We start from the raw sequence: 13,394 nt of genomic DNA on the forward strand, positions 1-13,394 counted from the left end.
GATTTTTTCGGTGGTACGAAACTCATGGAAGCCATTGTATCTAATGAAAAGTAGGTCTTTCGATGGATGACTTACTATAAGGGTTGAATGATATTCTCTCTTACCCCCAAATCACTTGATTGCGGCCAGCGGCTTTTGCTTCGTACATGGCTTTATCGGCTCGTTGGAAGCATTTTTTAAAGGATTCATTGAGCCTAATTGTGGCTATGCCTGCACTAAAGGTTAGGCGTTTGATAGGAGGAAATTCTGTTTTCGATATTTGTTGGCGTAATGTTTCCATATAACTGTAAGCCGTATCGGGTTCGACGTCAGGAATTAGGATGACAAATTCTTCACCACCCCATCGGCAAACAATATTATCATTATCACTCGTTAGTTCATTTGCGAGGCTACACAACACATCATCGCCAATTTCGTGCCCGAACTGGTCGTTTACTTCTTTGAAATGGTCGATATCTAACACAACGAGAGAGACTGGGCGTTTGTTTTTCTTGGCGCGAGAGGTTTCTTTGTCGACCAAGGTGTTGAATGCTCTGCGGTTGTAAAGTTTGGTGAGAGGGTCTTGAGAGGCAATTTTTTCGAGCTTGTTATTTTGCTCTTTGAGTATGATGTTCTTCTCGGAAACTTCCTGTGTGCGTTGATCCACCATTTCCTCTAAAAAAGTAGTATGAGTTTGTATGGTTTTAATCGTATCGTAGAAAGCCTTAGAAAGTTGGCCTATTTCATCTTTAGAATCAATGACTTTGACGTTATTGTGATCACTCTTAACGAAGGCTTTTACTTCCTTGGTAAGCTGTCTTAGTGGCGAGGTGATTTTGTTTGATAACTTGATGATTAATAATAAAAAAACCACCATTAATATCAGTGCAGTGATGAGCACGTTGTATAATATTTCATAAATGTTATGGAATATTTCAGACTCTTTGGTGGTGACGAATAAAGTCCAATCTGGCAGGTTTTTTATCTTAGAGAAGGTCACTATTTTTGACTCATCGATACTGGCATCTTCGTAATGGCCATATCCATTATCCTGTACCTTGGTTTGTTTCACTATGTCCCCAAAACCTGGATAGCTTTCGCTGTTCTCTGTGGACAATTGCACCGTCATAATAAAGTCCTTATTCGGATGGGAGACAACGGTTCTATTGGAATCAGCGAGCCATGCATAACTGCCTTTCGTGAGTTTAATAGCAGAGAGTTTTTCATTGAGAACGTTCAGAGGAACGGCCACGGCGATGGTGCCAGCCCAAGCTTTCTGATCATTCCAAATAGGGACGGCGACTATGATCACGGGTTCTTTTTCAAACTTACTTAATACAGGGACTGTAATATTGTGCTCTTTGCCTACCCACTGTTCACCTTGAATAAAGGAAGGATGGGTGACCTTGTTAGTATTGCCTTTTGAGTCGGTTAAGATGAGGTTTTGATCTATATATATGGCATTGATAAAGTCGCCATCTCCTACCTCCATTAATCTATTTAACTGTGCATTAATGCTTTGCTTATTTCCTTGTCTTATTAAAGGGTTGTCACTAAGCATTTTTAACATGGCAATGTATTGACTGAATTCTTGACTCAGTATTTCCGCATGCATGGTTGATATTTCAGCGGATTTTACTAGCTCCAACTCCAGCACACGGTTACGCTCATTTAGAAAGGTCGTGAGCAGTAGGGTAGAAATAAAAGCGATTATCACTAAAGAGTATGTGGTGATGATCTTGGTTTTTATTGTTTTTAACATGCCACTCCTCAATAAATAATAGCCAAAAATATAGGAATAAGTCGCGCCTGTTGCATCGCCTTGTATGAGTATGTTTCTAACGTCCTCTACTAGAGACCTGACGGCAAGCGTTACTTTACGTGATGCGTTTAGCTTTAAAGATATGGTGTCAGTATAAAGCTAAAGGAGGTATTAATTTGTTGTTTTTTGTATGTTTGGCAACTCAACATAGTCAGTCTGAATACAAGCTGCACTAACTAGACTCATTATATTGTCTTATTTTAATACATTTTTGCTTCAAGATGGGAGAATTAAAGGCATTTTTGTCGATTGGCATGTAATTGCTCTGTTTTCAGACTTTTATGCATCAGAGCGTTATAAACCTGCTTTATAAGAGGGTTTTTAATAACGAATGAAGCAAGGTAATGCTTTGGAAGTTATTTCTATCACAACCTAATAGTCTCATCATTAAAAATAAAACATCGTTCTAAAAAAAATGATTTACCGTGTCTGATTATTGTTATGAAGGAGGAGATCGTTTAAAGTGCGTCTTCTATAGGAGGAATCATGACAAGAAAGACGTCAGCTTTTTTAATCATTAAAGTGAGTGATATGTATGCAAAATATGTTTGATTTGAGCAATAAAGTTGCCATTGTGACTGGGTGTAATACCGGACTAGGTCAAGGTATGGCATTAGCTCTTGCGAAGGCGGGCGCCAATGTTGTTGGAGTGAATCGAAGAGTGCCGGCAGAAACCATGGAGCTGATGGAAAAAAGAGGATACCAGTTTCATAGTGTGATTGCGGACATGAGCAAAATAGCAAGTGTAAACCTCGTTATTAAAGAGGCGGTCGCGGCGTTTGGTAAAGTGGATATCTTGGTCAATAATGCTGGCATTATTCGTCGTAATGATTCGATTGATTTTACAGAAAAGGATTGGGACGATGTGATGGACCTCAATGTTAAAGCGGTTTTCTTTATGTCTCAGGGTTTTGCTAAACAGGTGATCGCTCAAGGCACGGCGGGTAACATTATTAACATCGCCTCTATGTTGTCTTATCAAGGCGGTATTCGAGTGCCTTCTTACACCGCATCCAAAAGTGGTGTCATGGGAGTGACTCGTCTACTGGCAAATGAGTGGGCCCAAAAGGGAATTAATGTGAATGCCATTGCTCCAGGTTATATGGCGACAGACAATACTACCGCGTTACGAGAAGATGAAGTTCGTTCTAATGAAATACTGGGTCGTATACCCTGTGGTCGTTGGGGAACGCCCGATGATATGGCTGGACCGATTGTGTTTTTGGCCAGTGAAGCGTCTCGCTATGTGAATGGGTATACTATTGCGGTGGATGGCGGTTGGCTAGCTCGGTAGCAATAGCCAGATATTGTCGCTACATGAAGAGCGATCGTTAATATAACGACGGTTTCTTCTTTTGTGAGGGCTGCGGTCTCGCATTATCTCTTTGTTTATTACTTTCTCTCAGACTGACTTTTATGATGTTGGGATGTATCTCATTAAGAAATTATTCTACAATTACAAAATAACATTTCAAAAAAAATGAAACTTATTATGAATGAAGAAAATAACCAACAAATTGAGCCAGTATCATCGGTGATGAAAGTGTTTGCCATATTGAATGCATTGGCAGAGAAAAAATCTTTAGGTGTTACCGAGTTATCTCAAATTGTCATGACATCCAAGAGTACGGTGTATCGCTTTTTGCAAACGATGAAAATGCTCGGGTTTGTCCGTCAAGAAGGAGATGACGATCGCTATTCCCTGACCTTGAAATTGTTTGAGCTGAGCTCTCATTCACTGGAACATGTGGATTTAGTTTCTTTAGCCGAGCCTTACATGGCGACGATAGGGGAACAGACAAAAGAAGCGCTTCATCTTGGAATTCGTGATGGCGATAATATTGTTTATATTTTTAAAGTAGACGCTCAATATAATTTACGTATGCAATCCCGTATTGGTGGTCGCAATCCACTCTATTCAACGGCCATAGGTAAGGTATTGTTGGCGGAAAGGTCTGAAGAGTATGTACGAGAAGTGCTCGCGCAGACGGATTTTTTGCCCTCAACAGCCAAAACACATCTTTCTATAGACTCTTTTTTAGCAGAGTTAATCGAAGTAAAAGCCAAGGGCTACGGCGTTGATAACGAAGAGCAAGAAGAGGGTCTTCGTTGTATTGCGGCACCCATTTATGATCGCTTAGGTAATGTTATTGCTGGGCTCAGCTTGTCTTTTCCGACACTACGTTACACTCCTGAAAAGTTTGAAAACTATGTTGCTCTATTGCAGGATGCCGCCGGAAAGATATCCAGAAAACTCGGTTGTATGAATTCATAGCTTGTTCACCTCTCTTATGAAGCTGGGAGGATTACCCTCCTAGCTTTTCCTCTCTTGTCTCCTTTGAGTGTTCAATGTACTTGGCAGCCGCCGCTTCTTAAGTGGGGTGGCCATCTAGATGGCTATCTCTAAAAGAGGTTCTTTTTACATATAAAATAAATGAAACGCTTTTTCATAAAGTATTGAACGGTGTTTTTAAATACTGCTATACTGTGAATCTCTAAAATAATAATGCAAAGAGTTGTCTTATGTTTGTCTACAGTAACGAAGTTCCTCTGGAAAACCTGGGTGGTGGTGTATCACGTAAAATCATGGCGTACTCAGATAATATTATGGCCGTGGAAGTGCACTTTGAAAAAGGCGCTATTGGTCCGTTGCATAATCATCCGCATGAACAATTAACCTATGTGTTATCTGGAAAATTCGAATTCACCATTGGTGATGAAACCAAAATAGTAGGCCCAGGGGATACTCTATACAAAGAGCCAAATGTGATGCATGGCTGCGTGTGCTTAGAGCCAGGTATCTTACTAGACAACTTCACTCCTGTGCGCAAAGACTTTTTATAATGCGTCTAACTTTTATTTAGCACCAATAAAATTACTTGAATTTCGATAATAAAACTCTGGAGAGCATTATGAAAATTGCACTAATGATGGAAAACAGCCAGGCGAGCAAAAATGCCATGATTCTTGAGCAGTTAAATGCCGTTGCCGTACCTCTTAAACATGACGTTTATAATGTGGGGATGAGCGACGATAACGATCACCATTTAACCTACATTCACCTAGGTATCATGGCCAGTCTGCTGTTGAATTCAAAAGCCGTCGATTTTGTTGTGGCTGGTTGTGGCACAGGCCAAGGCGCGATGATGTCGTTAAATCTCCATCCAGGTGTTTTATGTGGTTATTGTCTTGAGCCTTCCGACGCCTTTTTGTTTAATCAAATCAATAACGGCAATGCGATTGCTATGGCCTTTGCTAAAGGTTTTGGCTGGGCAGCTGAATTAAATGCCCGTTACATTTTTGAAAAAGCCTTTACCGGTCCACGTGGTGAAGGCTATCCCGCTGAGCGTAAAGAACCTCAAGTGCGTAACGCCGATATTTTAAATCAAGTGAAAGCCGCGATTACAAAAGACAATTACCTCGATACACTGAAAGGCATTGACCAAGAATTAGTCAAAACAGCCGTGACAGGCGAGCGCTTCCAGAAGTGCTTTTTTGACAACAGTCAGAGCCCTGAAATAGAAGCGTACGTGCGTTCGTTACTATAAGCGTTATTGGATCAAGTGGTGCCACCGTTCGTGTGGCATTATTTGTTTTGCCAGTCTGCGAACGCAAAAGCAGACTGGTCTAAGGATGATTAAAAGAAGTCAATTATGTGGATTATTTATGCTCTATTAGCTGCTCTATTTTTCGGAATGAGAGGGATCATGTATCAATGGACATCCCAAAAAAATCTCAATCGCAATTTAATGCTATTTGGTGTTTTTTTTGTGGGTTTTGTTATCAGCGCTCTGGCTATGTATGTATTAGGGCAACAATGGTACGCCTGGACAGATATTTGCGTCGGGCTCGCATTAGGTTTTGGTTCCTTCGCTGCCAATGCGGCTTTACATAAGGGCTTTTCAGTAGGTAAAGCCTCTCTTATTAGCATCTTGTCTGGTCTACCTCCCTTGTTTGTTGTGTTGCTGGCTTTTTTATTCTGGAACGAGACCTTAACCACTCAGCAATTAATTGGGTTTATTGTTATTTTTGTTGGGCTTTACACTATTCGCTATTCCAATGATATTTCGTTTCGTAATCTACAAGGGGCGCAATGGGGGTTATTGGCCGCGCTGTTTTTTGCGTTCAATGACTTATTAGGCAAACAATCAACTCGTCTTGATGCGGATATGTTTGCCACGCTCACATTGATGTTTGGGTTTGGCAGCGGCTTGTTTGCATTTAGCTGGCTTAAAAATCGTCAGGTTGTCTCTCATGATGATGAGGGTACCCATCCGCGCTGGTCAGAGATGAGAACCTTCGTTTGTGGATTAGCAGTTGGTTTAACAAATGTGGCTGGCATGATGGCTATCTTATCTGCCTTTGCTCTGGGCGCAGCGGGATTGGTTTCGGCTGTCACCGCGATGAATATTTTAATCATTTTATTGTATTCACGTATCTTTCTAAAAGAGTCCTTTAGTCGACAAGAAATTTTGGGGCTTACCGCTGCTTTAGTGGGTATTCTTATTTTGCGCTTAAGTCAGTGAGACGCTTCATTAAATTACCTATGAAAGCCTAGTAGTGATCAGCGGAGAGCGTCCTTTATCATGCAAGATGATCAGGACGGAACCGCTGTTTTTTTATACTTTCTTCAATAGTGCCATACACTTCTACCGTACTTTCCTCTATCTACGATGACTTTTCTCTCTCTCATTCGTATGAGTAACCACTAGCTACGCCAATAAAGATGATGTGGGTTGTCGACGAAGATAGTCTGGCGTATTTTTTCATCTGGCATCCAGCTCATGACAGTATCAAGCAATTCCACATCATTGGGTGCGGCTTCTGGAGAGCCTGAGACATGTGGCCAGTTACTTCCCCAAATGACCCGCTCTGGGGCATGCTCAATGACTCGTTTGGATAATTCTGCAAGGTCACTGTAATCCGGCCCTCCGGTGACAGAGCTCTCATAGCAGGCCGCTATTTTATAGTAACAATTACCCTTATCTATCAGCTTGAGTAATTGTGAAAATGCTTTTGAATCCGGTGACACAGGAGGTAAAAACTTACCATGATGGTCAATGACATAGTCACCTTGTACTTGTTTTAATAGGGGCGCGCGGTCGAGCATTTCACGACCATTAAATTGCACTATACAAGTCCAATTAAGAGATCGGACTTTGGCATTAACTTCCAATAGATCTTTAATTCGTACTGCGCCTAACGTGAGCTCCATAATGCGAGCGCCACGAGCGCCTTTTTCATGCCATTCTTGCAGGCTGGCTTCATCGGTACTGGTGGTGACGGCGACGACACCACGCCCCCGATCGCCTAATGTACTGAGAGCGTCCAACATCACTGTGTTGTCTGTTTGATAGGCATTAGGTTGTGTAATCACCACTTTTTCTAAGCCTAGCCACTGTTGTACTTGGTGATAATCGATAATATTAGCGGCATCGGCTGGAAGGTTAGGTCCACCAGGTAAGGCAGGATGCTTTGCATCGTAGACATGAATATGAGTATCCACACTGCCTTTCGGTAAGGCAATACGTGGTGCTTTTCCGGTTAATATGCGAGCCATGTTTTTTCCTAATCTATTGCTGAGGGGCGTGTTTAGCTAATTCTTCTCGGATGATGTTAATGCCTAGTCCGTGTCCATTCGGTACGTTTAAATACCCATGATCTAATGTAAATGGCGTTGTTACTATGCTGGAACGGAAAGGGTTATGAGTTTGGTCAAACTCAAAGCGAGGAGATGCACTACCAGGTGATGGCGGGCTAGGTGGAATAATGGCGTGAAAATGTAAGGAGGCCGCGAGTGCAATACTGGTGCCCCAAACATGAGGTACACAGCGAACACCGTGTACGTCGCAGAGGGTCAGAATTTTCTTCGCCTCACTTAAACCACCGACACCACAGACGTCGGGTTGTAGAATATCTACGGTGTTTTGCTTCAGTGCTTCATTAATTCCCCAGCGGGAATGCCAGGTTTCTCCTCCTGCTAGAGGGATTGGCTGCGTGGTACGTAACTTGTTATAGCTAGAAAGGGCTTCAGGTACGACCGGTTCTTCAAACCACAGAATATTGCAATCGCCAACTTGATTGGCCACTCTGGCGGCGTCAATATGATCGTAGCCATGATTGGCGTCTATCATCAGTTCAATATCAGGACCTAGAGATTGGCGAACGGCTTTGATGGATGCTACGTCTAGATCCACACCAAAACCGATCTTGATTTTGACCGCTTCGAAACCTTGATTTTTATAACCAGAGACCTCGTTTATCAGACTTTCTATACGGTCTTCTCCGATCATTCGAAAACCGCCAGTCGCGTAGGCAGGAATGCGGGTACGGAAGGCACCGCCCATTAGTTGATACGTTGGGCATTGGTGGAATTTACCAGCAAGATCCCAAAGCGCGATATCAATACCACTGATGGCGTTGATGGTGGCTCCTCGTTGACCTTGATCCCGAAAAGTGTGGTAAAGCATTAGCCAAATGGGCTCGATATCGAGGGCATTTTTACCTATTAACAAGGGCGTCATGGCCTTGATGAAAGCGTCATTTACAATACGATTACCTAGGCATTCACCCCAGCCGATGAGGCCATTGTCACAATGTATTTCAACTAAGAGATGCTCTCGAGAAGTAAATGTCATTGAGGCTGACTCAAATGGCTTTTCGAGAGTGTGGGATAGGTGATGTGTTGTGATTTGCGTGATTTTCATCGTGACTACCTTTTGTTTGCTTTTATTATTGTGACTAAAAAGAACATATCATAAGTAGTAGGATAAAAACCACAAATTCATACTATGACTTCCCGCGCTCTATTTCCCGCATCAATTTTCTATAGCGTTCACTGCCATTATTTAAATGCACTCTTATCGCGTGTTGGGCCGCATTGGTATCACGTGCTTCGATGGCGTCTAAGATGGCTCTATGCTCATTGTTGAGAGACGTTTCTACTTCGGGGTCTCTTGGTAACCCGGCTTCTTCTCTAAGTCTTGCCCGTGGAATAGTGCGGCGCCCCAACACTTCTAAAAAATCAATAAAATGTTGGTTATTAGTGGCTTTGGCAATGGCAAGGTGAAACTCAAAATCTTCTTGTTCTGCGTTTTCTCCCTTATGCACTTTTTTCTCGTAGGCGTCGAAGCAGCGATATATTTCCGCCTCTTGTGCAGGTGAGCAGCGAGCAACGGCAAGGGCTATGGCTTCTAGCTCTACAGCGGTTCTAAGCTCTAGAGATTCTATGGTGTCTGTCAGGGTTCGAGTGTTTTTTCTGAGAGACGATAATATGTCTTGTTTTGGCTCTGAAACAAACACCCCTATGCCTTGTTTGGCTTCGACTAAACCCTCAGCCTTCAATGTGGCAATGGCTTCTCGTAATACGGTTCGGCTGACAGAAAGTTCCTCCATCAAATTAGGTTCTGTGGGGAGTTTATCTCCTGGCTGTAAGCCTTGATCGTGAATCCGATCGCGCAGTTTTTTTGCTGTTTTCTGCGGTAGGCTGGTTTTCGTTTTTTTCGGTGCCGACATGTTTTTGGGCCTATTTCCTTACACTCTGTGTGCTGAAATGATCATTCTTCCGCTAATATAGCACATACTATGACCTCTAATTAATAGGCGTTTTTACTAACTAAATAATGTTTTTTATGATATTCATAGTATGACTGTTGTCATTGTGTCTTGTTGTATGGTACAAATAAAAAACGTTAAGCCTGTTCAATTTTTTTGAAAAGCTGTTTCTTAATGTAAAATCGAGCAAAAATATAAAAATCTGGAGAGATAACAATGATAATAAAAAATTCTACCAAAAAGCTTGGAAAAACCCTCGCTCTTGCCACTGCCGTGTCCGCTGCTGTCTTTGCCTCTACGGCTCAGGCTGATTGGAAAGGCTGGAATATACATAACACAGGTTACCCCGTTACTGTGGCGATGGAGTCGTTTGTTAAAGAAGTGGATAAGATAACAGATGGCCGTGTGAGCGGACGAGTTTATAACGGTGCTGTGCTTGGCAGTCAATCGGATGCGATTCAAATGCTGCAGGTGGGTGGGATTCAATTTGCTGGATTCAATTTGGGCCCAATGGGTGAAGCGGTACCCGAAGTCAACGTTGTGTCTCTGCCTTTTATTTTTAAAAACCTCGACCATATGCATCGTGTGATGGATGGCACGGTTGGCGATCAATTAAGTGATGCGATGGCGGAAAAAGGCATTATTTCCCTGGCTTGGTATGATGGTGGTGCTCGTTCTTTTTACAATACCTCTAAACCCATTCAAACGCCTGCGGATATGAAGGGCGAAAAATTTCGTGTGATGAATAATGAGCTTTACGTTGGTATGGTAGAAGCGCTTGGAGGCAATGCAACACCGATGGCGTATTCTGAAGTCTACCAGTCGTTGAAAACCGGTGTTGTTGATGGTGCGGAAAACAATTGGCCATCGTATGATTCCAGCAACCATTTCGAAGTGGCGTCTTATTATTCTTTGACTGAGCATTTGATTTTACCTGAGTGTTTATGTGTCAGTGTGAAAGCGTGGAATGATTTGTCTGAAAACGATCAAAAGGCCGTTAAAAAAGCCGCTCGTGATAGCTCAACATTACAGCGCAAATTGTGGGCTGAGCGTGATACTGAGAGCCGTAAAAAAGTGCTGGCTTCTGGCGTCAAGTTTAATGAAATCAAAGACAAGTCGGCTTTCCAAAACGCGATGAAACCTGTATATGAAAAAGCGGTGAAAGACAATCCATCTCTTAAAACCTTTATCGATCAAATCCAGAATACTCAGTAGTTTTCCCTGTATTTTAGGTAGTGTTTACTTGGCTAGGGTCGTTAGGTAAACACTCTTCGACAACTGTTAAATAATGGGTAGCTTGATGGATTCTTCCTCTTCTAAACAAATGGCTGTAAAGAAATTTCTGGATGTGCTGGCGTATGCTACAACGGCTCTATCTGGGGTTTTTATGGTCGTTCTTGTGGCGAGTTTTGGTTGGTTAGTGTTTGGCCGTTACGTACTGAACGATACACCAACTTGGGTAGAGCAAATGGCATTGCTTTTAGTGACCAATATTACGTTTTTAGCGGCGGCCGTAGGGATTCATGAACGTAGCCATTTAAGTGTGGATATATTATCGCTGTGTGTGCCGAAGCGAGCGAGTCAATGTATTAACATTATTATTGATATGACGCTTTTTGCATTTGGTTTGACCATGGCAATTTATGGTATGGAATTAGTCGATTTTGCCTGGTTTCGGGTGATATCTCTATTAGGTATATCCGATGGCATTCGCTATTTCCCTGTTGTGGCTTCGGGTGTGCTGATGTGTCTGTTTTCAGGTTATCGAATTGTCACTGACATAATGGCGTTGTTTATCTATGAATCCGTATCGGCTGATTCGATTTCTTCTGATGTAAAAGGGGACCAATGATATGGGATTAGCCATTTTACTTGGGTTATTTGCTCTGTTGACGTTTGTAGGTGTCCCTGTCGCTTTTGCTCTGGGTATGGCCGCGATTTCTGCTTTTTGGTTTGAAGGCATGCCTTTAATGATTGGCTTCCAACGTATTGTAGCAGGTACGTCTACTTTTTCTTTATTGGCCATTCCATTCTTTATTTTTGCTGGGGAGCTGATGTTGCATGGCGGGATTGCCGCTCGCTTAATTCGTCTTGCCTCTTCGGCTGTAGGTTGGATGCGTGGTGGTTTAGGTCAGGTAAATGTGTTCTCTAGCATGTTGTTTGGAGGCATTTCAGGGTCCGCCGTCGCCGATGTTTCTGCTCTTGGTTCATTACTGATCCCTGTCATGAAAGAGAAAGGATACGATGACGATTATGCGGTGAATATCACGGTAACGTCATCGATAGCCGGCATTATGATTCCACCTAGCCATAATATGATTTTGTATGTAGTGGCCGCTGGCGGAGGTATGTCTGTTGCTAGCTTGTTTATGGCGGGTGTTGTTCCTGGTATTTTGATGTGTCTCTTGTTGGGGGTGGTTGCGCGCTGGATTGCGATTCGCAAAAATTTTCCAACAGAAGAGTTTGCCGGTTTTAAGGTGATTTTCTTTGCTTTCTTAGCGTCATTTCCAGGTTTAGTGACGGCTATTATTGTTGTTGGTGGAGCCTTATCTGGCGTCTTTACTGTTACCGAGTCCGGCGCCATTGGAGCGATCTACGCTATTTTTATTACTGGATTAGTGTATCGATCTTTAAGTTTAAGAGATTTTTGGATCGCGGTGATTCGTTCTGTCAAAACGACGGGTCTAGTCATGATACTTGTGGGGTGCGCTTCGGCTTTTGGCTATATGTTAGCGCTATATGAAGTGCCCAAAGTTTTAGCGGTTGCTCTAACGTCGATGTCAGATAATCCGATCGTGATCTTGTTGATGATGAATCTGATCTTGCTGGTTTTAGGTATGATCATGGATATGGCCGCGTTAATTTTAATTTGTACGCCGATTTTCTTACCTGTTGCGGTTGGCCTTGGTATGGATCCGATTCATTTTGGTGTAATGCTGATGATGAACTTAGGCTTAGGATTATGTACCCCACCTGTTGGCGGCTGCTTATTTGTTGGTTGTGCTATTGGTGGTGTGTCGATACAAAAGGCGGTGAAAAGTATATGGCCGTTTTATTTAGCGATTTTGGCCGCCTTGATGCTAGTGACTTTTGTCCCTGCCGTATCAATGGCTCTGCCTAATTGGATTAACGGCTAAGCTGTATGATACCTCGATAAAAATGTTAAGGGGAAACGAATGAAACGAGTTTTATTAACAGGCGCGGCTGGAACACTCGGTACGGCCATGCGAAAAGCGTTAGCCGGTTGGGCTGATGAGCTTTTATTGTCAGACTTGATCCCTGTTGACGACGTAAATGCAGGAGAATCATTTGTCGCATGTGATTTAGGGGACTTGGACTCCGTTATAGAACTTGTACGTGGCTGTGACGGCATCATCCATTTAGGAGGGCAGTCGGTTGAAGGCACCTTCGATAGCATCCTGAATGGCAACCTTAAAGGCACTTATCATATTTATGAAGCGGCTCGTCAAATGGGTGTGAAGCGTGTCTTTTTTGCGAGTTCGAATCACGTTGTCGGTTTCCATTCTCGTGAAGAGCGTTTAGATGCGAAAAGCCCAATGCGCCCAGACAGTTTATATGGTGTATCAAAAGGCTTTGGCGAGCTGATGGCGCAGTACTATTTTGACAAGTTTGGCGTCGAGTCCGCGTTAGTCAGAATCGGCAGTTGTTTACCTAAGCCGATTGATCGGCGCATGTTATCCACTTGGTTAAGTGAAGGCGATATGGCGGACTTGATTAAGAAAGTGTTCATGGTTAATCGTTTAGGTTGCACTGTGATTTACGGTGCGTCTAATAATCCTTGGTCGTGGTGGGATAATCGCCATGCGAACTTTGTTGGTTGGCAGCCAAAAGAATCGTCGGCCACCTTTGAGCAAGAGGTGTTAGCAAACGACCCCCTTTTGGATGACGACAACCCTCTACTGTTATTTCAAGGTGGTGTTTTCGCGACAGCTGGCCATTTTGAAGACAAGTAACGGCATATCATCTAAGTGATGAATTAATTCCTAGGTCCTAGTTCGACTCGGGCCATTTTTTACGA

General features: G+C 42.8%; 13 protein-coding genes. 9 read left to right on the forward strand and 4 right to left on the reverse strand.

The window, feature by feature from the left end; all coding sequences use genetic code 11:
- Positions 1-100: 100 nt before the first annotated feature.
- Positions 101-1,741, reverse strand: a complete 1,641-nt coding sequence (locus O1D97_RS09990) for a sensor domain-containing diguanylate cyclase (RefSeq protein WP_269125208.1) — start codon at positions 1,739-1,741, stop codon at positions 101-103.
- A 595-nt stretch (positions 1,742-2,336) separates the two neighbouring features.
- Here O1D97_RS09990 and kduD point away from each other — a divergent pair.
- The 5 genes from kduD to O1D97_RS10015 all read left to right on the forward strand — a co-directional run bounded on the left by kduD (position 2,337) and on the right by O1D97_RS10015 (position 6,327).
- Positions 2,337-3,095 (forward strand): 2-dehydro-3-deoxy-D-gluconate 5-dehydrogenase KduD, encoded by a 759-nt coding sequence (gene kduD, locus O1D97_RS09995; protein WP_269125210.1) that lies wholly within the window; start codon positions 2,337-2,339, stop codon positions 3,093-3,095.
- 198 nt (positions 3,096-3,293) lie between these two features.
- Complete coding sequence (gene kdgR, locus O1D97_RS10000) at positions 3,294-4,076, forward strand: DNA-binding transcriptional regulator KdgR (RefSeq protein WP_269125212.1); 783 nt, start codon at positions 3,294-3,296, stop codon at positions 4,074-4,076.
- A 248-nt stretch (positions 4,077-4,324) separates the two neighbouring features.
- A complete protein-coding gene (locus O1D97_RS10005; RefSeq protein WP_269125213.1) occupies positions 4,325-4,645 on the forward strand; it encodes a cupin domain-containing protein in 321 nt (106 codons plus the stop codon).
- Positions 4,646-4,713: 68 nt separating this feature from the next.
- Positions 4,714-5,349: an RpiB/LacA/LacB family sugar-phosphate isomerase gene (locus tag O1D97_RS10010; RefSeq protein WP_269125215.1), complete on the forward strand. Its 636-nt coding sequence runs from the start codon at positions 4,714-4,716 to the stop codon at positions 5,347-5,349.
- Positions 5,350-5,454: 105 nt separating this feature from the next.
- Positions 5,455-6,327, forward strand: coding sequence for a DMT family transporter (locus O1D97_RS10015; RefSeq protein WP_269125217.1), 873 nt, complete (start codon positions 5,455-5,457; stop codon positions 6,325-6,327).
- 182 nt (positions 6,328-6,509) lie between these two features.
- On the opposite strand, the gene O1D97_RS10020 is transcribed toward O1D97_RS10015, so the two are convergent.
- The 3 genes from O1D97_RS10020 to O1D97_RS10030 form a co-directional block, all read right to left on the reverse strand.
- A complete protein-coding gene (locus O1D97_RS10020) occupies positions 6,510-7,361 on the reverse strand; it encodes an amidohydrolase family protein (protein ID WP_269125219.1) in 852 nt (283 codons plus the stop codon).
- 13 nt (positions 7,362-7,374) lie between these two features.
- Positions 7,375-8,508: a mandelate racemase/muconate lactonizing enzyme family protein gene (locus O1D97_RS10025; protein WP_269125221.1), complete on the reverse strand. Its 1,134-nt coding sequence runs from the start codon at positions 8,506-8,508 to the stop codon at positions 7,375-7,377.
- A gap of 82 nt (positions 8,509-8,590) precedes the next feature.
- On the reverse strand, positions 8,591-9,316 hold the full coding sequence (locus tag O1D97_RS10030; RefSeq protein ID WP_269125222.1) for a FadR/GntR family transcriptional regulator: 726 nt from the start codon (positions 9,314-9,316) through the stop codon (positions 8,591-8,593).
- Positions 9,317-9,571: 255 nt separating this feature from the next.
- On the opposite strand from O1D97_RS10030, the gene O1D97_RS10035 reads away from it, so the two are divergent.
- The 4 genes from O1D97_RS10035 (at position 9,572) to O1D97_RS10050 (ending at position 13,329) form a co-directional block, all read left to right on the forward strand.
- Positions 9,572-10,570, forward strand: a complete 999-nt coding sequence (locus O1D97_RS10035) for a TRAP transporter substrate-binding protein (RefSeq protein ID WP_269125224.1) — start codon at positions 9,572-9,574, stop codon at positions 10,568-10,570.
- An 85-nt stretch (positions 10,571-10,655) separates the two neighbouring features.
- Positions 10,656-11,207, forward strand: a complete 552-nt coding sequence (locus O1D97_RS10040; protein WP_269125226.1) for a TRAP transporter small permease — start codon at positions 10,656-10,658, stop codon at positions 11,205-11,207.
- Between the two features lies 1 nt (position 11,208).
- Entirely contained in the window at positions 11,209-12,492 is a 1,284-nt protein-coding gene (locus O1D97_RS10045) for a TRAP transporter large permease (protein ID WP_269125227.1), read from the forward strand.
- Positions 12,493-12,531: 39 nt separating this feature from the next.
- Positions 12,532-13,329: an NAD-dependent epimerase/dehydratase family protein gene (locus tag O1D97_RS10050; RefSeq protein WP_269125229.1), complete on the forward strand. Its 798-nt coding sequence runs from the start codon at positions 12,532-12,534 to the stop codon at positions 13,327-13,329.
- Positions 13,330-13,394: the final 65 nt, after the last annotated feature.

This window comes from Marinomonas phaeophyticola, assembly GCF_026966905.1.
In the GTDB taxonomy this organism is placed as follows: Bacteria; Pseudomonadota; Gammaproteobacteria; order Pseudomonadales; family Marinomonadaceae; genus Marinomonas; species Marinomonas phaeophyticola.

Bases quoted from the DNA above. Each gene is read 5' to 3' on its own strand.
- O1D97_RS09990 (WP_269125208.1), bottom strand. From the start codon at position 1,741: ATGTTAAAAACAATAAAAACCAAGATCATCACCACATACTCTTTAGTG.
- kduD (WP_269125210.1), top strand. From the start codon at position 2,337: ATGCAAAATATGTTTGATTTGAGCAATAAAGTTGCCATTGTGACTGGG.
- kdgR (WP_269125212.1), top strand. From the start codon at position 3,294: ATGAATGAAGAAAATAACCAACAAATTGAGCCAGTATCATCGGTGATG.
- O1D97_RS10005 (WP_269125213.1), top strand. From the start codon at position 4,325: ATGTTTGTCTACAGTAACGAAGTTCCTCTGGAAAACCTGGGTGGTGGT.
- O1D97_RS10010 (WP_269125215.1), top strand. From the start codon at position 4,714: ATGAAAATTGCACTAATGATGGAAAACAGCCAGGCGAGCAAAAATGCC.
- O1D97_RS10015 (WP_269125217.1), top strand. From the start codon at position 5,455: ATGTGGATTATTTATGCTCTATTAGCTGCTCTATTTTTCGGAATGAGA.
- O1D97_RS10020 (WP_269125219.1), bottom strand. From the start codon at position 7,361: ATGGCTCGCATATTAACCGGAAAAGCACCACGTATTGCCTTACCGAAA.
- O1D97_RS10025 (WP_269125221.1), bottom strand. From the start codon at position 8,508: ATGAAAATCACGCAAATCACAACACATCACCTATCCCACACTCTCGAA.
- O1D97_RS10030 (WP_269125222.1), bottom strand. From the start codon at position 9,316: ATGTCGGCACCGAAAAAAACGAAAACCAGCCTACCGCAGAAAACAGCA.
- O1D97_RS10035 (WP_269125224.1), top strand. From the start codon at position 9,572: ATGATAATAAAAAATTCTACCAAAAAGCTTGGAAAAACCCTCGCTCTT.
- O1D97_RS10040 (WP_269125226.1), top strand. From the start codon at position 10,656: ATGGATTCTTCCTCTTCTAAACAAATGGCTGTAAAGAAATTTCTGGAT.
- O1D97_RS10045 (WP_269125227.1), top strand. From the start codon at position 11,209: ATGGGATTAGCCATTTTACTTGGGTTATTTGCTCTGTTGACGTTTGTA.
- O1D97_RS10050 (WP_269125229.1), top strand. From the start codon at position 12,532: ATGAAACGAGTTTTATTAACAGGCGCGGCTGGAACACTCGGTACGGCC.